General features: G+C 51.1%; 16 protein-coding genes and 1 pseudogene. 12 read left to right on the top strand and 5 right to left on the bottom strand.

Features of this window, described 5'->3' with window-relative positions; all coding sequences use genetic code 11:
- From dmsA to FDW95_RS13715, 5 genes are all read left to right on the top strand, one after another.
- The coding region (gene dmsA / locus FDW95_RS13695) for a dimethylsulfoxide reductase subunit A (protein WP_137363531.1) at positions 1-2,311 on the top strand (2,311 nt) is incomplete at its 5' end.
- A gap of 10 nt (positions 2,312-2,321) precedes the next feature.
- On the top strand, positions 2,322-2,939 hold the full coding sequence (dmsB, locus tag FDW95_RS13700; RefSeq protein ID WP_096757690.1) for a dimethylsulfoxide reductase iron-sulfur subunit DmsB: 618 nt from the start codon (positions 2,322-2,324) through the stop codon (positions 2,937-2,939).
- A 1-nt stretch (position 2,940) separates the two neighbouring features.
- Positions 2,941-3,804 (top strand): dimethyl sulfoxide reductase anchor subunit family protein, encoded by an 864-nt coding sequence (locus FDW95_RS13705; protein ID WP_115258946.1) that lies wholly within the window; start codon positions 2,941-2,943, stop codon positions 3,802-3,804.
- A 280-nt stretch (positions 3,805-4,084) separates the two neighbouring features.
- Positions 4,085-5,233 carry an MFS transporter gene (locus FDW95_RS13710; RefSeq protein ID WP_096757688.1) on the top strand — a complete coding sequence of 383 codons (1,149 nt, stop codon included), beginning with the start codon at positions 4,085-4,087 and terminating at the stop codon, positions 5,231-5,233.
- Between the two features lie 213 nt (positions 5,234-5,446).
- Positions 5,447-6,868, top strand: coding sequence for an amino acid permease (locus FDW95_RS13715; RefSeq protein ID WP_096757687.1), 1,422 nt, complete (start codon positions 5,447-5,449; stop codon positions 6,866-6,868).
- Between the two features lie 48 nt (positions 6,869-6,916).
- On the opposite strand, the gene FDW95_RS13720 is transcribed toward FDW95_RS13715, so the two are convergent.
- The 5 genes from FDW95_RS13720 to ycaO form a co-directional block, all read right to left on the bottom strand.
- Entirely contained in the window at positions 6,917-7,708 is a 792-nt protein-coding gene (locus FDW95_RS13720) for a hypothetical protein (protein WP_170973000.1), read from the bottom strand.
- A gap of 97 nt (positions 7,709-7,805) precedes the next feature.
- Entirely contained in the window at positions 7,806-8,546 is a 741-nt protein-coding gene (gene pflA / locus FDW95_RS13725; protein ID WP_096757686.1) for a pyruvate formate lyase 1-activating protein, read from the bottom strand.
- A gap of 190 nt (positions 8,547-8,736) precedes the next feature.
- Positions 8,737-11,019 carry a formate C-acetyltransferase gene (pflB, locus tag FDW95_RS13730; RefSeq protein ID WP_096757685.1) on the bottom strand — a complete coding sequence of 761 codons (2,283 nt, stop codon included), beginning with the start codon at positions 11,017-11,019 and terminating at the stop codon, positions 8,737-8,739.
- 59 nt (positions 11,020-11,078) lie between these two features.
- Positions 11,079-11,936, bottom strand: a complete 858-nt coding sequence (gene focA / locus FDW95_RS13735; protein ID WP_135322512.1) for a formate transporter FocA — start codon at positions 11,934-11,936, stop codon at positions 11,079-11,081.
- Positions 11,937-12,341: 405 nt separating this feature from the next.
- Entirely contained in the window at positions 12,342-14,102 is a 1,761-nt protein-coding gene (ycaO, locus tag FDW95_RS13740; protein WP_115258945.1) for a 30S ribosomal protein S12 methylthiotransferase accessory factor YcaO, read from the bottom strand.
- 135 nt (positions 14,103-14,237) lie between these two features.
- Here ycaO and FDW95_RS13745 point away from each other — a divergent pair, with 135 nt between their 5' ends.
- The 7 genes and pseudogenes from FDW95_RS13745 to FDW95_RS13775 all read left to right on the top strand — a co-directional run bounded on the left by FDW95_RS13745 (position 14,238) and on the right by FDW95_RS13775 (position 23,143).
- Positions 14,238-14,930: a DUF421 domain-containing protein gene (locus FDW95_RS13745; RefSeq protein ID WP_117341710.1), complete on the top strand. Its 693-nt coding sequence runs from the start codon at positions 14,238-14,240 to the stop codon at positions 14,928-14,930.
- Between the two features lie 214 nt (positions 14,931-15,144).
- Positions 15,145-16,233 (top strand): 3-phosphoserine/phosphohydroxythreonine transaminase, encoded by a 1,089-nt coding sequence (serC, locus tag FDW95_RS13750; protein ID WP_096757681.1) that lies wholly within the window; start codon positions 15,145-15,147, stop codon positions 16,231-16,233.
- 70 nt (positions 16,234-16,303) lie between these two features.
- Entirely contained in the window at positions 16,304-17,587 is a 1,284-nt protein-coding gene (aroA, locus tag FDW95_RS13755) for a 3-phosphoshikimate 1-carboxyvinyltransferase (protein ID WP_115258943.1), read from the top strand.
- Between the two features lie 171 nt (positions 17,588-17,758).
- A complete protein-coding gene (gene cmk / locus FDW95_RS13760; protein WP_045441261.1) occupies positions 17,759-18,442 on the top strand; it encodes a (d)CMP kinase in 684 nt (227 codons plus the stop codon).
- A 113-nt stretch (positions 18,443-18,555) separates the two neighbouring features.
- On the top strand, positions 18,556-20,229 hold the full coding sequence (gene rpsA, locus FDW95_RS13765) for a 30S ribosomal protein S1 (RefSeq protein WP_096757679.1): 1,674 nt from the start codon (positions 18,556-18,558) through the stop codon (positions 20,227-20,229).
- 159 nt (positions 20,230-20,388) lie between these two features.
- Positions 20,389-20,673, top strand: a complete 285-nt coding sequence (ihfB, locus tag FDW95_RS13770; protein WP_003035780.1) for an integration host factor subunit beta — start codon at positions 20,389-20,391, stop codon at positions 20,671-20,673.
- A 206-nt stretch (positions 20,674-20,879) separates the two neighbouring features.
- Positions 20,880-23,143: pseudogene (locus tag FDW95_RS13775) on the top strand (ComEC family protein).
- Positions 23,144-23,162: the final 19 nt, after the last annotated feature.

The following is a 23,162-nucleotide window of genomic DNA, read 5'->3' on the forward strand; positions in this document are numbered from 1 at the left end:
TGCAGAAGCCATTAATCCGGCGCAGATCAATGAGAAAGTGATCTGGAGCGCCTGTACGGTGAACTGCGGTAGCCGCTGTCCGCTGCGTATGCACGTGGTGGACGGTGAAATCAAATATGTTGAAACCGACAACACCGGCGATGACAATTATGACGGCCTGCACCAGGTTAGAGCCTGCCTGCGCGGCCGCTCTATGCGCCGTCGTGTCTATAATCCGGATCGGCTGAAATACCCAATGAAGCGCGTGGGTAAGCGCGGTGAAGGTAAGTTTGAGCGCATCAGTTGGGATGAGGCCTATGACATCATCGCCACCAACATGCAGCGCCTGATCAAAGACTACGGCAACGAGTCTATCTACCTGAACTACGGCACCGGTACGCTGGGCGGAACCATGACACGCTCATGGCCACCGGGTAAAACGCTGGTCGCTCGTCTGATGAACTGCTGTGGTGGTTATCTGAACCACTACGGGGATTACTCTTCTGCACAAATCGCGGCTGGTTTGAACTATACCTACGGCGGCTGGGCGGACGGTAACAGTCCGTCTGATATCGAAAACAGTAAACTGGTTGTTCTGTTTGGTAATAACCCTGGTGAAACCCGCATGAGCGGTGGCGGGGTGACGTATTACCTTGAACAGGCACGGCAGAAATCCAATGCGCGAATGATTATTATCGATCCGCGCTACACGGACACCGGTGCGGGTCGTGAAGATGAATGGATCCCGATTCGTCCGGGCACCGATGCGGCACTGGTCAATGGCCTGGCGTACGTGTTGATTACCGAAAATATGGTTGATCAACCGTTCCTCGATAAATACTGCGTGGGGTATGACGAGAAAACTCTCCCGGCGAGCGCACCAAAGAATGGCCACTATAAGGCTTACATTTTAGGTCAGGGTAAAGACGGTATCGCGAAGACCCCGGAATGGGCCGCGCAGATAACCGGTATTCCTGCTGAACGCATCGTTAAGCTGGCACGTGAAATTGGCAGCGCCAAACCTGCCTACATCAGTCAGGGTTGGGGACCACAGCGTCACGCCAATGGTGAAATTGCCACCCGTGCTATTTCTATGTTGGCTATCCTGACCGGTAACGTCGGTATTAATGGTGGCAACAGCGGTGCGCGTGAAGGCTCTTACGATCTGCCGTTTGAACGTATGCCGACGCTGGAAAACCCGGTTGAAACCAGTATCTCGATGTTTATGTGGACGGACGCCATTGAGCGCGGCCCGGAAATGACGGCACTGCGTGACGGTGTTCGCGGTAAAGATAAGCTTGATGTGCCCATTAAGATGATCTGGAACTATGCTGGTAACTGTCTGATTAACCAGCACTCTGATATCAACCGCACGCATGAAATCCTGCAGGATGATAAGAAGTGCGAGATGATTGTCGTCATTGATTGCCACATGACGTCCTCGGCGAAATACGCGGATATTTTGCTGCCAGACTGCACAGCGTCTGAACAAATGGACTTCGCGCTGGATGCCTCCTGCGGGAATATGTCGTATGTGATTTTCACCGATCAGGCCATCAAACCTCGCTTTGAATGCAAGACCATCTACCAAATGACCAGCGAACTGGCGAAGCGCCTTGGCGTTGAGCAGCAGTTTACGGAAGGCCGTACTCAGGAAGAGTGGATGCGTCATTTGTATGAACAGTCGCGCAAAGCGATACCTGAACTGCCTACGTTTGAAGAGTTCCGCAAGCAGGGGATCTTTAAACAGCGCGATCCAGAAGGGCATCATGTGGCGTACAAAGCGTTCCGTGAGGATCCTCAAGCCAACCCGCTCACAACGCCATCGGGCAAAATTGAAATTTATTCTCAGGCGCTGGCAGACATTGCGGCTACCTGGGAATTGCCTGAAGACGATGTGATCGATCCATTGCCAGTTTACGCCCCGGGCTTTGAAAGTTTAAGCGATCCGCTGGCGGATAAATTCCCACTGCAGTTGACGGGCTTCCACTACAAATCTCGCGTTCACTCGACCTATGGCAACGTGGATGTACTGAAAGCGTCCTGCCGCCAGGAAATGTGGATCAACCCGTTGGATGCGCAACGACGCGGTATTGGCAACGGCGACAAGGTACGCATCTTTAACGAGCGTGGCGAGGTGCATATCGAGGCGAAAGTGACGCCGCGTATGATGCCGGGCGTGGTAGCTCTAGGTGAGGGAGCCTGGTATGACCCGGATATGAAACGTGTGGATCAGGGCGGCTGCATCAACGTGCTGACGACCCAGCGTCCTTCTCCGCTCGCGAAGGGGAACCCGTCACATACGAACCTTGTTCAGGTTGAAAAGGTGTAAGGAGTAACCGATGACAACCCAGTATGGATTTTTTATTGATTCCAGCCGTTGCACCGGTTGCAAAACCTGCGAACTGGCCTGCAAAGACTACAAAGATTTAACCCCGGATGTCAGCTTCCGTCGTATTTACGAATACGCCGGTGGCGACTGGCAAGAAGACAACGGCGTTTGGCACCAGAACGTCTTTGCCTATTACCTGTCCATTGCGTGTAACCATTGTGAAGACCCGGCGTGTACCAAGGTATGTCCGAGTGGCGCGATGCACAAGCGTGAAGACGGTTTTGTGGTCGTCGATGAGGATGTGTGCATTGGCTGTCGTTATTGCCATATGGCCTGTCCTTACGGCGCGCCACAGTACAATGCGGCCAAAGGGCATATGACCAAGTGTGATGGCTGCCACGACCGTGTGGCCGAGGGCAAAAAGCCGATTTGCGTCGAATCTTGTCCATTGCGCGCGCTGGATTTTGGTCCGATTGATGAACTGCGCAAAAAACACGGTGAGCTGGCGGCGGTTGCGCCACTACCGGGCGCACATTTCACCAAACCTAGCATTGTAATCAAACCTAATGCCAATAGCCGCCCGACCGGGGATACCACTGGTTATCTGGCTAATCCGAAGGAGGTGTAAGATGGGAAGTGGATGGCATGAGTGGCCGCTGATGATCTTCACGGTCTTCGGGCAGTGCGTGGTTGGCGGTTTTATTGTTCTGGCGCTGGCATTGATGAAAGGGGGCTTACGTCCCGACGCACAGCAGCGCGTCGTTGCCTGTATGTTGGGCCTGTGGGTGTTAATGGGCATCGGCTTTATTGCCTCCATGCTGCACCTGGGATCGCCGATGCGTGCTTTTAACTCCCTTAACCGTATCGGAGCCTCTGCACTGAGTAACGAAATTGCCAGCGGTTCGCTGTTCTTCGCGGTGGGCGGTATCGGCTGGCTGATGGCGACATTGAAAAAAATGCCGTCTGCGTTACGTACTCTGTGGCTAATCGTCACTATGGTACTGGGCGTGGTTTTCGTTTGGATGATGGTGCGGGTGTATAACACCATTGATACGATCCCTACTTGGTACAGCCTCTGGACGCCGCTGGGCTTCTTCCTGACGCTGTTTTTGGGGGGGCCGCTGTTAGGTTATCTGCTGCTGCGTGTGGCTGGAGTAGACGGCTGGGCAATGCGCCTGCTGCCGGCGATTTCCATATTTGCGCTGGTGGTGAGTGCTATCATGGCGGTAATGCAGGGCACTGAACTGGCGACTATTCACAGTTCTGTTCAGCAGGCATCTGCATTGGTACCGGACTACGGCTCGCTGATGGCGTGGCGTATTGCGGCACTGGCTTTGGCGCTGTGCTGCTGGGTTGTGCCGCAGGTTAAAGGCTACCAACCGGCCGTACCGTTACTGTCAGTGGCGTTTATTTTGCTGCTTGTCGGTGAACTGATCGGGCGCGGTGTGTTCTACGGTCTGCATATGACCGTGGGCATGGCGGTTGCCAGCTGATCTAAAGAATGCCGAATGGCGCAGCTAACGGCGCCATTCGGCAAATAAAAAATGCGATACATCCATGAAATATTTCGACTGAACGAAACGCGATAATTTTGTTTTAGATCAATTAAAACAAACAGATGTGTTTTCCTCTTTTTTATCCATTCATATTAAGAATCAGTAATACGAATCGATCGTCATGAAAGCGCCTCAGACCCCTGATTGCGCCGATTGACAATGTTTTTGGCAGTGGCATGATGCGCATGAAATTTGAACTTCCTCACGGTTTTTATTCATGTCTACCTATACCCGACCCGTTATGCTATTGCTGTGCGGGCTACTGCTGCTGACCCTGGCGATCGCCGTGTTAAACACGCTCGTCCCGCTTTGGCTCGCCCATGAAAATCTCCCGACCTGGCAGGTGGGTGTGGTCAGTTCGTCTTATTTCACCGGTAATCTGGTGGGGACGTTGCTGACCGGGTATTTAATCAGACATCTTGGCTTCAACCGCAGCTATTACATTGCCTCGTTTATCTTCGCCGTGGGGTGTATTGGGCTGGGTGTGATGGTGGGATTCTGGAGCTGGATGACCTGGCGTTTTATCGCCGGTGTCGGCTGTGCCATGATTTGGGTGGTGGTGGAAAGCGCGCTGATGTGCAGCGGGACCTCTCGTAACCGCGGACGCTTACTGGCTGCCTATATGATGGTCTATTACGTGGGAACGTTTTTAGGGCAGCTGTTAGTCAGTAAAGTCTCGACAGATCTCATGAGCGTTTTGCCGTGGGTTACTGGCACGATTCTGGCAGGCGTATTACCACTGCTCTTTACCCGCATTATGAATCAGCAAAGCGAGGAACAACATTCGACGCCGATAGCATCGATGTTGAGACTTCGTCAGGCGCGACTGGGCGTGAATGGCTGCATTATCTCCGGTATTGTGCTGGGCTCGTTGTATGGCTTGATGCCGCTGTACCTTAATCATCAGGGGGCCAGTAACGCCAGCATTGGTTTCTGGATGGCGGTGATGGTCAGCGCTGGTATTCTGGGACAATGGCCGATTGGTCGTCTGGCGGATAAATTAGGTCGCCTGCTGGTTTTACGCGTTCAGGTCTTTGTGGTGATCCTCGGTAGCATTGCGATGCTGAATCAGGCGGCAATGGCCCCTGCGTTGTTCATGTTAGGTGCGGCCGGTTTTACGCTCTATCCAGTGGCAATGGCCTGGGCCTGCGAAAAAGTGGAACATCATCAACTGGTTGCCATGAACCAGGCATTGTTATTAAGCTATACCGTGGGGAGCCTGCTGGGGCCGTCATTTACCGCGATGCTGATGCAGAACTTCTCAGATAGCCTGTTGTTTATCATGATCGCCAGCGTGTCGTTTATTTATTTACTGATGCTGCTGCGTAAAACAGGACACAAGCCCAATTCCGTGGCACATATCTGAAGCTATTTAACGATTACGGTGGGTTTCCATTCATACAAATTATGTATGTTTGGTGAGAATCCACCGTATTTAATTCCCCCTCATCTTTGCTGAAAAATAAACTGTGCAGAAGGTTATAGTTTTACATTCTGCCATTTCCGCCCGTTCATTTTACCGCGCATAATCCATCGCCTCATTTATTGATATTTAAAATAACCCCACGAAGGATCGCGTATGGCCGGTGCACAGGAAAAACAGTTGCGATGGTACAACATCGCCTTGATGTCGTTTATTACCGTTTGGGGGTTTGGCAACGTTGTAAACAACTATGCTAATCAGGGATTAGTCGTTGTCTCCTCCTGGATTTTTATTTTTGCGCTCTATTTTATCCCTTACGCACTGATCGTCGGGCAGCTTGGCTCCACGTTTAAAGAGGGGAAAGGTGGTGTCAGTACCTGGATTAAACACACCATGGGTCCGGGGCTGGCTTACCTTGCCGCATGGACTTACTGGGTCGTGCATATTCCTTACCTGGCGCAGAAACCGCAAGCTATCCTGATTGCCCTGGGTTGGGCGCTGAAGGGGGATGGGTCACTCATTAAAGAATACACTGTCGTGGCGTTACAGGGGCTGACGCTGGCACTGTTTGTCTTCTTCATGTGGGTTGCATCTCGTGGGATGAAGTCACTGAAAATTGTGGGTTCCGTGGCGGGAATTGCGATGTTTGTGATGTCGATTCTGTATGTCGTGATGGCGGTAACCGCACCGGCAATTACGGATGTTGAGATCGCTACCACCAACATCACCTGGGAATCGTTCATTCCGCATATTGATTTTACCTATATCACGACGATTTCGATGCTGGTCTTCGCGGTGGGTGGCGCGGAAAAAATTTCACCTTACGTTAACCAGACTCGCAATCCAGGCAAAGAATTCCCGAAAGGGATGTTGATTCTGGCGATTATGGTGGCGGTATGTGCAATTCTCGGCTCGCTGGCAATGGGGATGATGTTTGACTCCCGGCATATTCCCGATGATTTAATGACCAATGGTCAATATTATGCTTTCCAGAAACTGGGCGAGTATTACGGGATGGGTAACACGCTGATGGTCATTTATGCGGTTGCCAACACGCTGGGGCAGATTGCTGCGTTGGTGTTTTCTATCGATGCGCCGCTTAAAGTCCTGCTGGGTGATGCGGACAGTCGATATATTCCTGCGCGTTTGTGCCGTACGAATGCGTCCGGCACACCGGTGAACGGTTATATATTAACGTTAGTATTAGTCGCGATTCTGATTATGTTGCCGACGCTGGGTATTGGTGACATGAATAATTTGTATAAATGGTTGCTGAATCTCAACTCAGTTGTTATGCCATTGCGTTATTTATGGGTGTTCGTGGCATTTATTGCCGTTATTCGGCTGGCGCAGAAATATAAGTCAGAATATGTCTTTATTCGCAACAAAACGCTGGCATTAACCGTCGGAGGATGGTGTTTTGCCTTCACGGCATTTGCTTGCGTTACCGGGATTTTTCCAAAAATGGAAGCCTTTACCCCGGAGTGGACTTTCCAGCTGACGCTGAACATTGTGACACCGTTTGTACTGGTCGGATTGGGCTTAATTTTCCCGCTGCTGGCGAGAAGAAAGAGTTAAACGAGCGATAATAAGAAGGAGATAGCCAGGCTATCTCCTTCTGGCGGCTCAGGACAGCGGGGCAAGTTCGTCGGGAATGGTATATTGGTGACCGTCATAGCGCAGTAACCAGTTGGCTTTACCCGGTTTATCTTTCGCTGCGCATTGCTCATTGGCATCAACATAGCTCGTGGATGCCACGCTTTTCTCGGTTACCCGAATATCAATATACCCATTCTGCGAACCGGTATCCAGCGCCAGGCTGCGTTTACTGTCGCTGAAGGTTCCCTCGCAGTTGCCATCCCATTCTCCGCTGCTATTTTCCAGCACGATACCGTTTAGTATTGGCCGGAGCTGATTATTGTCGATGACATACAGCGAAAGTGCCGTTTCACTAAATGGATTGACCCGAGAACTGCCGGTGCGGGAGATACGCAAGCCGAATGCGGTCTGTTCAGGCGTAACCTTCCAGCGAGCGGTATCAAGTGCCAGGCCGGTGATGCGAATGGCATCGTCGCTCATTCTCTCTGGCAGGCGTAATCGTTGTTTTACGTCGAGTGTGGTGGAATCGAGCACCAGAAGCTCCATATCGCCGACGTTATCGTAATCGCTATACTGCTGTGTCATTAATGGTACAGCGGCCAGCGTCAGCTCAGGGTGCGCTGGCCAGATGCGGCAAATCGCGCTTTTGGGTGAATCACTGTGGGTGGTAATGACCCGGTTATCTTGAGTGATGGTGCCTTGCGACGTTGTCCTGGCATCCGGCCAGGCGTGCTGGATGATGGCATTAATATCGCAGTTGCTGGCGGCATTCGCGGCCTGGGCAGACAACAGTAACACTCCTGAGATGAATAACCGCATGACGTCCTTTCCTGTGTTGTGACCCGTTTGCCGAAGAGGTAAGTGCAGATAACAAAACGGCCACCATGTTAGGCAGCCGTTTTACAAGGATGTAAACTCAATACATCACTTTATGACCATACTGTTCCAGGATACCTTTCACGCGATCCATGGTTTCTTTCTTCGGTGGCTTAACGCCATCCAGCTTATATTCTTCGCCCATCGCCACCCATTTGTGTTTACCCAACTCATGGTAAGGCAGTAATTCGATTTTTTCGACGTTGCCCATATCACGTGTAAACTCGCCCAGACGGTGTGCTGAGTCGTCATCGTCAGACCAGCCTGGTACGACGACGTAGCGGATCCACACCTTGATGTCTTTGTTAGACAGATAGCGTGCGAACTCCAGTGTACGATGGTTAGACACACCGACCAGGTTCTGGTGAATTTCGTCGTTCATCTGTTTGAGGTCGAGCATCACCAGATCGGTGACTTCCAGCAGTTCATCAATCACCGGATCGTAGCGGCGGACAAAACCGTTGGTGTCGAGACAGGTATGAATACCTTCTTTTCTACAGGCGCGGAACCAGTCACGAACGAATTCGGCCTGCAGAATAGCCTCACCACCGGATGCCGTTACGCCGCCACCGGAGGCGTTCATAAAGTGGCGATAGGTCACCACTTCTTTCATCAATTCTTCGACGGTGACTTCTTTACCACCGTGCGTGTCCCACGTATCACGGTTATGGCAATACAGGCAGCGCATCAGGCAGCCCTGGAAGAAGGTAATAAAGCGGATGCCCGGGCCGTCTACGGTGCCACAGGATTCAAAGGAGTGAATGCGACCAATAACTGACATTGCGGTGTATCTCCAGATGTGGCCCATCCGGGGCCAGAGTGAGTGCACAGTTATTAACTGTGTCGAGTCTGTTTTGGCAGTCATCCATAAGTATAGATAGCTGACGAAAGAGACTTAGTTGCTAAAAAGGCCCCACTTACGTGGAGCCTTTATTGTACGACATTTAACGCGTGATTTCAGTCAAAACCAATTACATGGTCTGAGTGAAAGTACGAGTAATAACATCCTGCTGCTGTTCTTTAGTCAGGGAGTTAAAACGTACTGCATAACCCGATACACGGATGGTCAGCTGAGGATATTTCTCAGGATGTTCCATCGCGTCCAGCAGCATTTCACGGTTCATGACGTTCACGTTCAGGTGCTGACCACCTTCGATGGACGCTTCGTGATGGAAGTAACCGTCCATCAGGCCTGCCAGGTTGGTCTTACGAACTTCGTCGTCTTTACCCAGTGCGTTCGGAACGATAGAGAAGGTGTAAGAGATACCATCTTTAGCGTAAGCAAACGGCAGTTTAGCAACGGAGGTCAGAGAGGCAACAGCACCTTTCTGGTCACGGCCGTGCATTGGGTTAGCACCCGGTCCGAACGGTGCGCCAGCACGACGACCATCTGGGGTGTTACCGGTTTTCTTACCATACACAACGTTAGAGGTGATGGTCAGAACAGACTGAGTCGGGATAGCGTTACGGTAAGTAGTCAGTTTCTGAATTTTCTTCATGAAACGTTCTACCAGGTCAACCGCCATGTCATCAACGCGAGAGTCGTTGTTACCAAACTGCGGGTATTCGCCTTCGATTTCGAAGTCGATAGCCAGACCGTCTTCGTCACGAATCGGTTTAACTTTCGCATATTTGATTGCAGACAGGGAGTCAGCAGCAACGGACAGACCTGCGATACCACACGCCATGGTGCGAACAACGTCACGGTCGTGCAGCGCCATCAGAGCGGCTTCGTAGCTGTACTTGTCGTGCATGTAGTGGATGACGTTCAGTGCGGTGACGTACTGTTTAGCCAGCCAATCCATAAAGTGATCCATACGTTCCATCACTTCGTCGAAGTTCAGAACGTCACTTTTGATTGGTTCAGATTTCGGACCAACCTGGATTTTCAGTTTTTCATCAACGCCGCCGTTGATTGCGTACAGCATGGTTTTCGCCAGGTTTGCACGCGCACCGAAGAACTGCATTTGTTTACCAACAACCATCGGGCTTACGCAGCAAGCGATAGCGTAATCGTCGTTGTTGAAGTCCGGACGCATCAGGTCATCGTTCTCATACTGCAGAGAAGAGGTATCGATAGACACTTTAGCGGCGAATTTCTTGAAGTTCAGAGGCAGTTTTTCAGACCACAGAACGGTGATGTTCGGCTCCGGAGAAGGACCCATGGTGTACAGGGTGTTCAGGAAGCGGAAGCTGTTTTTGGTAACCAGAGTACGGCCGTCAACGCCCATACCGCCGATTGATTCAGTTGCCCAAATCGGGTCACCGGAGAACAGTTCATCATATTCAGGCGTACGCAGGAAACGAACCATACGCAGTTTCATGACCAGGTGGTCAATCATTTCCTGAGCGTCTTGCTCGGTGATTTTGCCTGCTTTGATATCACGTTCGATGTATGCATCCAGGAAGGTGGATACACGACCGAAGGACATTGCTGCACCGTTCTGAGACTTAACAGCGGCCAGGTAGCCGAAGTAGGTCCACTGGATAGCTTCCTGAGCGTTGGTAGCCGGACCAGAGATATCACAGCCATATTTAGCCGCCATTTCTTTGATCTGACCCAGTGCGCGGTGCTGTTCAGCAATTTCTTCACGCAGACGGATAGTTGCTTCCAGGTTTACGCCATTTTCCAGATCGGACTGCAGAGAGACGAACTGAGCGTACTTGTCTTTCATCAGGTAGTCGATACCGTACAGCGCAATGCGACGGTAGTCACCGATGATACGGCCACGGCCATACGCATCTGGCAGACCAGTCAGAATACCGGATTTACGGCAGTTCAGAATGTCTTTGGTATAAACATCGAATACGCCCTGGTTGTGGGTTTTGCGGTATTCGGTGAAGATTTTTTTCAGCATCGGGTCCAGTTCGCGATTGTACGCTTTGCAGGAACCTTCAACCATTTTGATGCCGCCAAACGGAATGATCGCACGTTTCAGTGGAGCTTCAGTCTGCAGACCAACGATTTTCTCAAGCTGCTTGTTGATGTAGCCAGCGTCGTGAGAAGTGATGGTAGAAGCAACGGAGGTGTCAAAGTCAACAGGCGCGTGAGTACGGTTTTCCTGTTTAACGCCTTCCATCACGCTGTCCCACAGCTTGGTGGTCGCGTCAGTTGCGCCAGCCAGGAAGGACTCGTCACCCTCATACGGAGTGTAGTTTTTCTGAATGAAGTCACGGACGTTTACTTCATTCTGCCAATCACCTTTGGTAAAACCTTCCCAGGCTGTGGCTAACTTTTCATTAAGCTCGGACATGTAACACCTACCTTCTTAAGTGGATTTTTTATTTACTACGTGTAATGGGCATCAACAAATTAGTGATGATCGTTACCACGTAGGTAAATGACCCAGTATGTCAACCCGACTAACAAACCGCCGCCGATAATGTTACCGATCGTAACCGGAATCAGGTTATCGGTGATGAAATTCATCACGGTCAGGTGTGAAAAATTCTCCGGAGAAGAACCGACAGCGGTCCAGAATTCCGGTGTGGCGAAATCGCGTATTACGATACCCATAGGGATCATAAACATGTTTGCGATACTGTGCTCAAAACCGCTGGCAACAAACATTGCGACCGGCAATACCATGATAAACGCTTTGTCCATCAGGCTACGGCCTGAGTAGCTCATCCATACGGCCAGGCACACCATCAGGTTTGCCAGAATACCGAGGCTGACGGCTTCAACAAAGGTGTGATGCACTTTGTGATCGGCGGTTTGCAGGACATTTAGCCCCCATGCGCCGTTAGCGGTCATATATTCGCCGGAAAGCCACATCAGTAGCACAAAGAGCAAGCAACCTACTAGGTTGCCAACATAAACGTTGAGCCAGTTTTTTGCCAGTTGGCCCCAGGTAATACGTCCACTGGCCTTAGCGACGACAATCAGTACGGTTGAAGTAAAGAGGTCAGCGCCGCAGACAACACAAAGAATCAGTCCCAGGGAAAAGCAGATACCACCGATCAACTTGGCCATACCGAAAGGCATTGTTCCAGTACCGGTCGTGGCGGTGATATAGAAAACAAAGGCAATTGAAATGAACACACCGGCAGTAATTGCCAGATAGAACGTCTTAAGCGGATGTTTCGTTGCTTTATAGACGCCTGCTTCTTCGGCAACTTTGGCCATAGCAGCAGGAAGTATAAGATCAAAAGGGTTGTCAGCTTTCACACTAACTCTCTCTTTATTAAGTCGGCGACGAGATACTAACAAAGCATTATAGATGAGAATTTGATATAGATCATATCTCGCCTGGCTTATAGGCCCGTAAGACGCATGGTTTTTATGCGATTACGGAGTAACTTTTTGATTATTATAGTAAAAATAAATTTTAAAAATTATAAAGTGAGTTGAATTTTTTCCTTTCGCCTCCCGTTGAGCGGTTAATTAAAATGGAGTAATTGAGATAAAATGCAACACTATCAAGCTATTTTTTTTAATATCAACTACTAATTTTTAACCTTGTTTTTACATTTATTTTTGATTAAGCAAAAATAAAAAAAACGGGGCACAAAATGCGCCCCGTAATATAGCGTAGTCAATTGTTGAAGCCTACTCAGAGCAGGCTAATTGCCATTATTTTGACCAGTATGCTGCTTTTGCGCGCTGCAGTTTTTCATAGGCTTTCAGCAGAGACTGATGCGCCGGGAAAGCCTGCAGATCGCTGTCGACGGACTGGAGGCCATAAAAAGGCGCTTCTCCGCTTAATGCCGCACTCGCCGCTTCAACCGCATCGGCACCGTACATACGGACAAAAGCGTTCAGATACTGCAGCGGCTGGCGATCGTCTTCCTGCGACAACAGCAGCAGCGTTTGCAGGCAACGGTAGTAGTTGGCGCGTTCGGCGCTAAAGACCGATGCGTTAAACTCCATTGTCCATTCGGTCCAAATCAGTGCCTGCTCCAGGTCACCGCCGGCCAGTGCCAGCATCACTTTCAGCTCACCAATACGCAGCGTAGACCAGCCGTTGTCTGAACCTGTTGCCAGACCCAGCAGCTCACGTACGCGGGTAAAGTCGTCAAAACCTTCTTCATCCAGTTGTTCGAGCAGGCTGAGATAGTCTTCTTTATCCCACTCGCTGCCCGGCAGAGAAAGAATGGTTTCACGCAGATGTGTGCCCATACCGTTGTTCGCTAACCACAGATCTTCAGCCGGATAGATATCGGACATCCCCGGAACGATGATGCGGCAGGCGTACACGCCCAGATGCTCGTAATCAGCGATATACACTTCTTTATCTTCGGTTTTGAAGATAGCCATCAGGGTGGCGAACTCTTCTTCCGTGGTGCCGGAGAAATTCCAGTCAACGAACGGATAATCGGCATCTTGCTTGAACAAATCCCAGGAGATCAGACCGCTGGAATCGATGAAGTGGGTTTCGAGGTTGGTATGCTCAGCCACTTCTTCATCATCAAAGGTCGGGGGCATAAAGACATCAAGATCTTTCAGACCGCGGCCCTGCAACAGTTCAGTGACGGTACGCTCCAGTGCCACGCCGAAGTCCGGGTGGGCGCCAAATGACGCAAAGCAGGTCCCGTTAGCCGGGTTAAACAGTACTACGCAGATAACCGGGTATTTACCGCCCAGCGAGCCGTCATAGGCGAAAATTGGGAACCCTTCGGCTTCCAGTTTGGCGATGGACTCGACCACAGCCGGGTAACGCGCCAGCACGTCGGCTGGGATTTCCGGCAGACTGATGCTTTCTGCGATAATGCGGTTCTTCACATAACGTTCAAAGACTTCAGAAAGCCCCTGAACGCGTGCTTCATTTGGGGTGTTACCGGCAGACATTCCGTTGGAAACGTACAGGTTGCCAATGATATTCATCGGAATGTACACGGTTTGGTTATCAGACTGGCGGGTAAACGGCAGACCGCAAACGCCGCGTTCTTCATTGCCTGACTGCAGGTCGATCAGCATGCTGCCGGTCAGTTCATTTTCCGGATCGTAGAACGCGCGCAGACGGGCATCCAACAGACCTTCTGGAACGTCATCCTCTTCGGTTAACGGGAACCATTTTTCGTTCGGATAATGCACGAATGGACCGTTAGCGACAGTTTCACCCAGCCAGAAATCGGCAAAAAAGTAGTTGGTGGACAGACGCTCAAAATATTCGCCCAGCGCGGAAGCCAGCGCCGCTTTTTTCGTCGCGCCTTTACCGTTGGTGAAACACAGTGCGCACTCTTTATCGCGAATATGCACAGACCAAACGTTAGGAACGGGGTTTAACCATGAGGCTTCTTCAATCTGGAAACCAAGGTCGAGTAATTTTTGCTGGAAGCGGGCGATGGAATCTTCCAGCGCGGCATCTTTGCCGGGAATAAATGTTTGCGTCATGAAAATCACTTTTGTCGTACGGAAAGCGCGCAATGATACGGGTTTTATATGAATGGCGCTATCGCCGCCACTGCGGTGACGCAAATAAAAGCGTTGACTATGCTTTCACACGATAACCCACGTTAAGAGTACAAAATGAAAGCATTCGATTTACACCGTATGGCGCTGGATAAAGTGCCCATGGAGTTTCTGGGTGAGGTGGCGCTGCGCAGCTTGTATACCTTTATATTGGTTTTTCTGTTTTTAAAGCTCACGGGGCGGCGTGGTGTACGCCAGATGTCGCTTTTTGAAGTGTTGATTATCCTGACGCTGGGGTCGGCAGCGGGGGATGTGGCGTTTTATGACGATGTTCCGCTGCTACCGGTGCTGGTGGTATTCATTACCCTGGCGCTGCTGTATCGCTTAGTGATGTGGCTGATGGCACACAGTGAAAAGCTGGAGGATCTGCTGGAGGGTAAACCGCTGGTGATCATCGAAGACGGCGAACTGTCATGGTCGAAGCTCAATAACGCCAATATGACGGAATTCGAGTTTTTTATGGAATTGCGGCTGAACGGTGTAGAGCAATTAGGGCAGGTGAAGCTCGCTATTCTGGAGACAAACGGGCAAATCAGCGTCTATTTCTTTGCCGATGAAGACGTCAAACCCGGTCTCAGCATTCTGCCTAAACACTGTACGCAACGCTTTAAGGTGGTACCGGCGGCAGGGGATTATGCCTGCGTACGCTGTAGTGAAGTTATTCACATGCGCGCAGGGGATCATCAATTATGTCCGCGCTGTGCAAATCCAGAATGGACGAAGGCCAGTCGGGCAAAACGGGTCACCTGACAGCGAAAATATCGGTTTTGAGCCGTCAATCCGATAGATTCTGTTGTGTGACGAATGACACATTTTTCCCCTGACCCGTATTACCCATTGCGGCGCGTGTCGCTGAATGATAAAACCGATATCCACAGGAAAAACATATACCCAATGTCTGTCACAGGAATTATTGCCAACGACAGGATGTTGACCGGATAACAACACAACGTGGTGAGGGGAAATGACTCAGGTCTTCAATTTTAGTTCAGGTCCGGCAATGCTACCGGCGGACGTACTTAAACTGGCTCAACAGGATCTCCGCGACTGGAATGGTCTTGGCACGTCGGTGATGGAAATTAGCCACCGTGGTAAAGAGTTTATCCAGGTCGCAGAGGAAGCAGAGCAGGATTTTCGCGATCTCCTCAGCATTCCCTCCAACTACAAAGTGTTGTTCTGCCATGGCGGTGGTCGCGGTCAGTTCGCCGGGATCCCGCTCAATATTTTAGGCGATAAGACCACGGCAGATTACGTCGATGCCGGTTATTGGGCAGCCAGCGCCATTAAAGAAGCGAAGAAATACTGCACACCAAACGTGATTGATGCCAAAGTTACCGTTGACGGCCTGCGGGCGGTCACGCCAATGAGTGAATGGCAGCTTTCTGACAATGCGGCTTATCTGCACTATTGCCCGAATGAAACCATTGATGGTATTGCAATCGATGAGACGCCGAATTTTGCCAGTAACGTTGTGGTGACCGCTGATCTGTCTTCCACCATCTTGTCTGGGCCGCTTGATGTTAGCCGCTATGGCGTAATCTACGCCGGCGCGCAGAAAAACATCGGCCCAGCGGGTCTGACGATCGTCATCGTACGTGAAGATTTACTCGGCAAAGCGCACGTGTCCTGCCCGTCGATCCTCGATTACACCGTCCTGAACGACAATGACTCGATGTTTAACACGCCGCCGACATTTGCCTGGTACCTCTCTGGTCTGGTCTTTAAGTGGCTGAAAGCGCAAGGCGGCGTCAGCGCAATGGACAAAATTAACCAGCAAAAAGCGGAACTGTTGTACGGCGTCATTGATAACAGTGACTTCTATCGTAACGACGTTGCGAAGTCTAACCGCTCGCGCATGAACGTTCCTTTCCAGTTGGCTGACAGCTCACTGGATAAACTGTTCCTGGAAGAGTCTTTTGCTGCTGGTCTGCATGCGCTGAAAGGGCATCGTGTGGTCGGTGGGATGCGCGCGTCTATCTACAATGCAATGCCGCTTGAAGGCGTGAAAGCGTTGACCGATTTCATGATCGATTTCGAGCGTCGCCGCGGCTAATCTGCTGTTATTTTTCATCCCCACAGCCAGCCTGTGGGGTTTTTATATCTGTTTTTGAGAGTTAAGTTTCATGGAATCCCTGACGTTACAACCCATTGCGCGGGTAGATGGCACCATCAATCTGCCTGGTTCTAAAAGTGTTTCTAACCGCGCTTTGCTGCTGGCTGCATTAGCAAATGGCACCACTGTCCTGACCAACCTGCTGGACAGTGATGATGTCCGCCATATGCTTAACGCGCTGAATGCGTTAGGGATTAGTTATACCCTTTCTGCCGATCGTACCCGCTGCGAAATCATCGGTAACGGCGGCGCGTTACAGGCCGAAGGTGCAGTCGAACTGTTTCTTGGCAACGCCGGCACCGCGATGCGTCCGCTGGCGGCTGCGCTGTGTCTGGGGCGCAACGATATTGTACTGACGGGTGAACCGCGTATGAAAGAGCGCCCGATTGGCCATCTGGTCGACGCGTTACGCCAGGGGGGGGCAAACATTGATTACCTTGAGCAGGAAAACTATCCGCCTTTACGACTGCGCGGTGGTTTTATCGGTGGCCAGGTTGACGTGGACGGCAGCGTGTCCAGCCAGTTCCTCACCGCGTTGCTGATGACCGCGCCGCTGGCGCCGCAGGATACGACGATCGCAATTAAAGGCGAGCTGGTATCAAAACCTTACATCGATATTACGCTAAACCTGATGAAAACCTTTGGCGTTGAGATTGAGAACCAGAACTACCAACATTTTGTTGTCAAAGGTGGACAGCAGTACCAGTCCCCTGGCGCATACCTGGTGGAAGGGGATGCGTCGTCGGCCTCGTATTTCCTTGCAGCCGGAGCGATTAAAGGCGGTACGGTGAAAGTCACCGGGATTGGCCGCAACAGCATGCAGGGCGATATTCGCTTTGCCGATGTGCTGGAAAAAATGGGCGCGACCGTGACGTGGGGAGATGACTTCATTGCCTGTACGCACGGGGAATTACACGCCATTGATATGGATATGAACCACATTCCGGATGCGGCGATGACGATTGCTACCGCGGCGCTGTTTGCGAAAGGCACCACGATTCTTCGCAACATCTACAACTGGCGAGTCAAGGAGACAGACCGTTTATTTGCGATGGCGACGGAGCTGCGTAAAGTGGGCGCTGAAGTGGAAGAGGGGCATGATTTTATCCGTATCACGCCACCTGCTACGTTAACATTTGCTGATATTGCGACCTATAACGATCACCGCATGGCGATGTGTTTCTCGCTGGTGGCGCTGTCTGACACGCCAGTCACTATTCTTGACCCTAAATGCACGGCCAAAACCTTCCCGGATTATTTCGAACAGTTGGCACGTATTAGTACACCTGCCTGATTTGATGGCCGCACTACCACGTGCGGCACATTCTGACATCCTCTATTGCCCATTTATTCTACACTCAGCTTCAATGATTCTGTATTTTTCACACAAAGATAACGATCGTTGACGTTGGCGCGTATAATGCGCGGCGTTTACGTTAACGTATGCCTGTTTAAGGAGAAAAAGATGACGGCAATTGCCCCGGTTATTACCATTGATGGCCCAAGCGGTGCAGGTAAAGGCACCTTGTGCAAAGCAATGGCGGAAGCATTGCAGTGGCATCTGTTAGATTCTGGCGCGATTTATCGTGTACTGGCGCTTGCGGCGTTACATCACCATGTTGATGTCGCCTCTGAAGATGCGCTGGTCCCGCTGGCGTCACATCTGGATGTGCGTTTTATCTCAACAGACGGCAATCTGGAAGTTATCCTTGAAGGTGAAGATGTTAGCGGTGAAATCCGCACTCAGGAAGTGGCAAACGCCGCCTCTCAGGTTGCCGCGTTTCCCCGTGTGCGTGAAGCGCTGTTGCGTCGTCAACGCGCCTTCCGTGAAGCGCCGGGATTAATCGCTGACGGACGCGACATGGGGACCGTGGTATTCCCTGACGCGCCGGTGAAAATTTTTCTGGACGCTTCCTCGCAAGAACGTGCGCATCGACGTATGCTACAGTTGCAGGAGAAGGGCTTTAGTGTTAACTTTGAACGCCTTTTGGCCGAGATCGAAGAACGCGACGACCGCGATCGAAACCGTGCGGTAGCGCCGTTAGTTCCTGCTGCTGATGCCTTAGTTTTGGATTCAACCCGATTAAGCATTGAGCAAGTGATTGAAAAAGCGTTACAATACGCGCGCCAAAAACTGGCACTCGCTTAAGTGCGACCGAATTTGCAGTACCCCCGTAGCAATGGAGTGTTAGCGGGTATGTTAAACAACCCCATCCGGCATGGAGCCAGGTGGACGTTAAATATGAAACCTGAAGATTAAACATGACAGAATCTTTTGCTCAACTATTTGAAGAATCCTTAAAAACAATTGAAACCCGTCCGGGTTCCATCGTTCGTGGTGTTGTTGTTGCTATCGACAAAGATATCGTACTGGTTGACGCCGGTCTGAAATCTGAGTCTGCCATTCCGGCAGAGCAGTTCAAAAACGCCCAGGGCGAGCTGGAAATCCAGGTTGGTGACGAAGTTGACGTTGCTCTGGATGCAGTAGAAGACGGCTTCGGTGAAACTCTGCTGTCCCGTGAAAAAGCTAAACGTCACGAAGCTTGGATCACGCTGGAAAAAGCTTACGAAGAAGCTGCGACCGTTACTGGTGTTATCAATGGCAAAGTCAAGGGTGGCTTCACTGTTGAGCTGAATGGTATTCGCGCGTTCCTGCCGGGTTCCCTGGTAGACGTTCGTCCGGTCCGCGACACGCTGCACCTGGAAGGCAAAGAGCTTGAATTCAAAGTAATCAAGCTGGATCAGAAACGTAACAACGTCGTTGTTTCCCGTCGTGCCGTTATCGAATCCGAAAACAGCGCAGAACGCGATCAGCTGCTGGAAAACCTGCAGGAAGGCATGGAAGTTAAAGGTATCGTTAAGAACCTCACTGACTACGGTGCATTCGTTGATCTGGGTGGCGTTGACGGCCTGCTGCACATCACCGACATGGCATGGAAACGCGTTAAGCATCCGAGCGAAATCGTAAACGTTGGCGACGAAATCACTGTTAAAGTGCTGAAGTTCGACCGCGAGCGTACTCGTGTATCTCTGGGCCTGAAACAGCTGGGCGAAGATCCATGGGTAGCTATCGCTAAGCGTTATCCGGAAGGTACCAAACTGACTGGTCGCGTGACCAACCTGACCGACTACGGCTGCTTCGTTGAAATCGAAGAAGGCGTTGAAGGCCTGGTTCACGTTTCCGAAATGGATTGGACCAACAAAAACATCCACCCGTCCAAAGTTGTTAACGTTGGCGACGTAGTGGAAGTTATGGTTCTGGATATCGACGAAGAACGTCGTCGTATCTCCCTGGGTCTGAAGCAGTGCAAAAACAACCCATGGCAGCAGTTCGCGGAAACCCACAACAAGGGTGACCGTGTTGAAGGTAAAATCAAGTCTATCACTGACTTCGGTATCTTCATCGGCCTGGACGGCGGCATCGACGGCCTGGTTCACCTGTCTGACATCTCCTGGAACGTTGCAGGCGAAGAAGCAGTTCGTGAATACAAAAAAGGCGACGAAATCGCAGCAGTTGTTCTGCAGGTTGACGCAGAACGTGAGCGTATCTCTCTGGGCGTTAAACAGCTCGCAGAAGATCCGTTCAACAACTGGGTTGCACTGAACAAGAAAGGCGCAATCGTAAACGGTAAAGTGACTGCAGTTGACGCTAAAGGCGCAACCGTAGAACTGGCTGACGGCGTTGAAGGTTACCTGCGCGCTTCTGAAGCTTCACGTGACCGCGTTGAAGATGCAACTCTGGTTCTGAGCGTAGGCGACGACGTTGAAGCTAAATTCACCGGCGTTGATCGTAAGAACCGTGCAATCAGCCTGTCTGTTCGTGCTAAAGACGAAGCTGATGAGAAAGATGCAATCGCAACTGTTAACAAACAGGAAGATGCAAACTTCTCTAACAACGCAATGGCTGAAGCTTTCAAAGCAGCTAAAGGCGAGTAATATCGAGTGCTTCAAATCCTTTGTGCTATTAACAGCACAAAGGGTAACGAGTAGCTTGACAGATTACAGGATTCGTCCTGTAATCAATGACAAAGGGCGGCTACGGCCGCCCTTAATCAATGCAGCAGCTAATTTTGCCTTTAAGGAACCGGAGGAATCATGACCAAGTCAGAATTGATCGAAAGACTTGCAACCCAGCAGCCTCACATTCCCGCGAAAGCGGTTGAAGACGCGGTAAAAGAGATGCTGGAACATATGGCCTCGACTCTGGCGCAGGGCGAGCGTATTGAAATCCGCGGTTTCGGTAGTTTTTCTCTGCATTACCGCGCACCACGTACCGGACGTAATCCGAAGACTGGCGATAAAGTGGATCTGGAAGGAAAATATGTTCCGCACTTTAAACCGGGTAAAGAGCTGCGCGATCGCGCCAATATTTACGGCTAAGTTTTTCACAAAACTTAACGTCGAGAAAAGCACCTGTAGGGGTGCTTTTTTCATTTCTGCTTGCCCATATTGGAACCCGCCTCTCAGTTAAATTGCACATTACATCCTTCGCGTAATAACAGCAGAACACATGCCGGAAAACGAAAAATTGCTGCCAGACAACCGCTGCGTTGTCCTGCACACTTCCTGTAACAGGGAGGTGTTTTGTGAAAATAACAACGGTCAGCTCGTGTGCATTGTGCGGTATTCTCCCGCTTACGGTATTACCCTCACTGCCCGAAATGCTGTACGTCAGCGGCCTGTTTTGCCTGGCGTGTGTGCTCTGTCTTATTCCGCACAAGTATCTGCATTATGCCGGGTTAACGCTGTTGTTCTTTCTCTGGGGAATACTGGCGGCGAAAGACGCTACTTGGGCGGGCAATACGCTCCCCGCTAACACTCAGCAGGCCATAGTACAAATAACCGGCACTGACCATATGACCACGCACTATGGACAGATTACCCACCTGCAGGGGAGACGAATATTTCCGGCGCAGGGGATCGTACTGTATGGACAATACTTACCTGGTGAGGTTTGTGCGGGTCAGAAATGGGCAATGACGCTTAAGGTTCGCGCGGTACACGGCCAATTAAATGAAGGGGGATTTGATAGCCAGCGCTATGCGTTAGCACAGCATCAACCGCTGACGGGACGCTTCCTGCAGGCAAGTGTTATTTCGCCACAGTGTAGCCTGCGTGCCCGTTATCTCTCTTCGTTGAATACAACGTTATCCGCTTATCCCTGGCAGCAGGTGATACTGGGCCTGGGAATGGGGGAGCGACTCTCTGTTTCGCAAGAGGTGAAAACCATTATGCGCGACACCGGAACGGCGCATTTGATGGCTATTTCCGGGCTACATATTGCCTTTGCCGCGCTTTTAGCCGCCGGGCTAATTCGCGGTGGGCAATTTTTTATGCCAACCCGCTGGATCGCCTGGCAGGTTCCGCTGGTGGGCGGAATCGCCTGTGCGACGTTTTATGCATGGTTAACAGGGCTACAGCCTCCCGCATTACGCACCGTGGTTGCACTGATTGTCTGGGGTGCGCTTAAACTGAGCGGGCGGCAGTGGAGTGGGTGGGCTGTCTGGACATGCTGTCTGGCTGCAATTGTGATGGTTGATCCCGTTGCTGTTCTCTCACAAAGCCTGTGGTTGTCCGCGTTTGCCGTTGCGGCACTGATATTCTGGTATCAATGGTTTCCACTGCCCGAATGGTCACTCTCCCGTGTGGGACGCGTAGTTCTCGAGCTGGCGCATCTTCAGTTAGGTATCACGCTCCTGCTTCTGCCAGTGCAAATCGCCCTGTTTCACGGTATCAGCCTGACCTCATTTCTGGCCAATTTGTTTGCCGTACCGTTGGTCACGTTTGTTTCTGTCCCGCTGATACTCGCGGGTATGATTGTGCACTTAACCGGGCCGCTGGTTGTCGAGACCGGGTGCTGGTATCTGGCCGATCGTTCGCTGGCACTCTTATTCTGGGCGCTCAATAGTCTGCCAGAAGGTTGGATCAACATTGACCAACGCTGGCAATGGCTTTCGTTATCGCCCTGGATGATGCTCGTTGCATGGCGACTGAATGCATGGCGTACCTTACCGGTGGTCTGCATTTCGGCAGTGCTTTTGTTGAGCTTGCCATTCTGGCGACCTGCGCGAACGCAAGTGTGGCAGGTGTATATGCTGGATGTTGGGCAAGGACTGGCAATGGTCATCGCCCGTAATGGTAAAGCAATCCTCTACGATACCGGGCTGGCATGGCCTGGGGGTGATAGCGCACAGCAGTTGATCATCCCCTGGTTACGCTGGCACAACCTGACACCTGAAGGGATCGTGTTGAGCCATGAACATCTGGACCATCGGGGGGAATGGACTCGTTACTGAAAACCTGGCCAGCAATGTGGGTGAGAAGCCCGCTAGGATGGAAAGGCCATTTACCCTGTTTTCGCGGCGAGAGCTGGCAATGGCAGGGATTAACGTTCAGCGCTCACTGGCCGCTCCGTGGGACTAACGATCGGGGGAATAACCATTCCTGTGTGGTGAGAGTTGACGACGGCAAGCGCAGTTTTCTGCTGACCGGTGATATTGAATCTCCTGCAGAACAAAAAATGCTAAGTCATTACTGGCAGCATCTGCAGTCCACTTTTATTCAGGTACCGCATCATGGCAGCAATACTTCATCGTCATTAGCGTTTGTTCAGCGGGTTGCTGGGCAGGTGGCGGTAGCCTCAGCTTCACGCTATAACGCCTGGCGTCTGCCTTCCTGGAAAGTGAAGCAACGCTATCAGCAGCAGAGTTACCAATGGCTGGACACGCCTCATCAGGGGCAGGTTACGCTGGACTTTTTCCCGAGAAATTGGCGGATACGCAGTTTGCGGGATCAGATTTTACCTCGTTGGTATCATCAGTGGTTTGGCGTGCCGGAGGATAACAGGTAGAATATACGGCTATTCTAAC

The organism is Citrobacter sp. wls718 (genome assembly GCF_005280945.1).
In the GTDB taxonomy this organism is placed as follows: domain Bacteria; phylum Pseudomonadota; class Gammaproteobacteria; order Enterobacterales; family Enterobacteriaceae; genus Citrobacter; species Citrobacter gillenii.

Excerpts from the sequence above, each read along its gene's own strand:
- dmsB (WP_096757690.1), top strand. The coding sequence starts at position 2,322 with ATGACAACCCAGTATGGATTTTTTATTGATTCCAGCCGTTGCACCGGT.
- FDW95_RS13705 (WP_115258946.1), top strand. The coding sequence starts at position 2,941 with ATGGGAAGTGGATGGCATGAGTGGCCGCTGATGATCTTCACGGTCTTC.
- FDW95_RS13710 (WP_096757688.1), top strand. The coding sequence starts at position 4,085 with ATGTCTACCTATACCCGACCCGTTATGCTATTGCTGTGCGGGCTACTG.
- FDW95_RS13715 (WP_096757687.1), top strand. The coding sequence starts at position 5,447 with ATGGCCGGTGCACAGGAAAAACAGTTGCGATGGTACAACATCGCCTTG.
- FDW95_RS13720 (WP_170973000.1), bottom strand. The coding sequence starts at position 7,708 with ATGCGGTTATTCATCTCAGGAGTGTTACTGTTGTCTGCCCAGGCCGCG.
- pflA (WP_096757686.1), bottom strand. The coding sequence starts at position 8,546 with ATGTCAGTTATTGGTCGCATTCACTCCTTTGAATCCTGTGGCACCGTA.
- pflB (WP_096757685.1), bottom strand. The coding sequence starts at position 11,019 with ATGTCCGAGCTTAATGAAAAGTTAGCCACAGCCTGGGAAGGTTTTACC.
- ycaO (WP_115258945.1), bottom strand. The coding sequence starts at position 14,102 with ATGACGCAAACATTTATTCCCGGCAAAGATGCCGCGCTGGAAGATTCC.
- FDW95_RS13745 (WP_117341710.1), top strand. The coding sequence starts at position 14,238 with ATGAAAGCATTCGATTTACACCGTATGGCGCTGGATAAAGTGCCCATG.
- serC (WP_096757681.1), top strand. The coding sequence starts at position 15,145 with ATGACTCAGGTCTTCAATTTTAGTTCAGGTCCGGCAATGCTACCGGCG.
- aroA (WP_115258943.1), top strand. The coding sequence starts at position 16,304 with ATGGAATCCCTGACGTTACAACCCATTGCGCGGGTAGATGGCACCATC.
- cmk (WP_045441261.1), top strand. The coding sequence starts at position 17,759 with ATGACGGCAATTGCCCCGGTTATTACCATTGATGGCCCAAGCGGTGCA.
- rpsA (WP_096757679.1), top strand. The coding sequence starts at position 18,556 with ATGACAGAATCTTTTGCTCAACTATTTGAAGAATCCTTAAAAACAATT.
- ihfB (WP_003035780.1), top strand. The coding sequence starts at position 20,389 with ATGACCAAGTCAGAATTGATCGAAAGACTTGCAACCCAGCAGCCTCAC.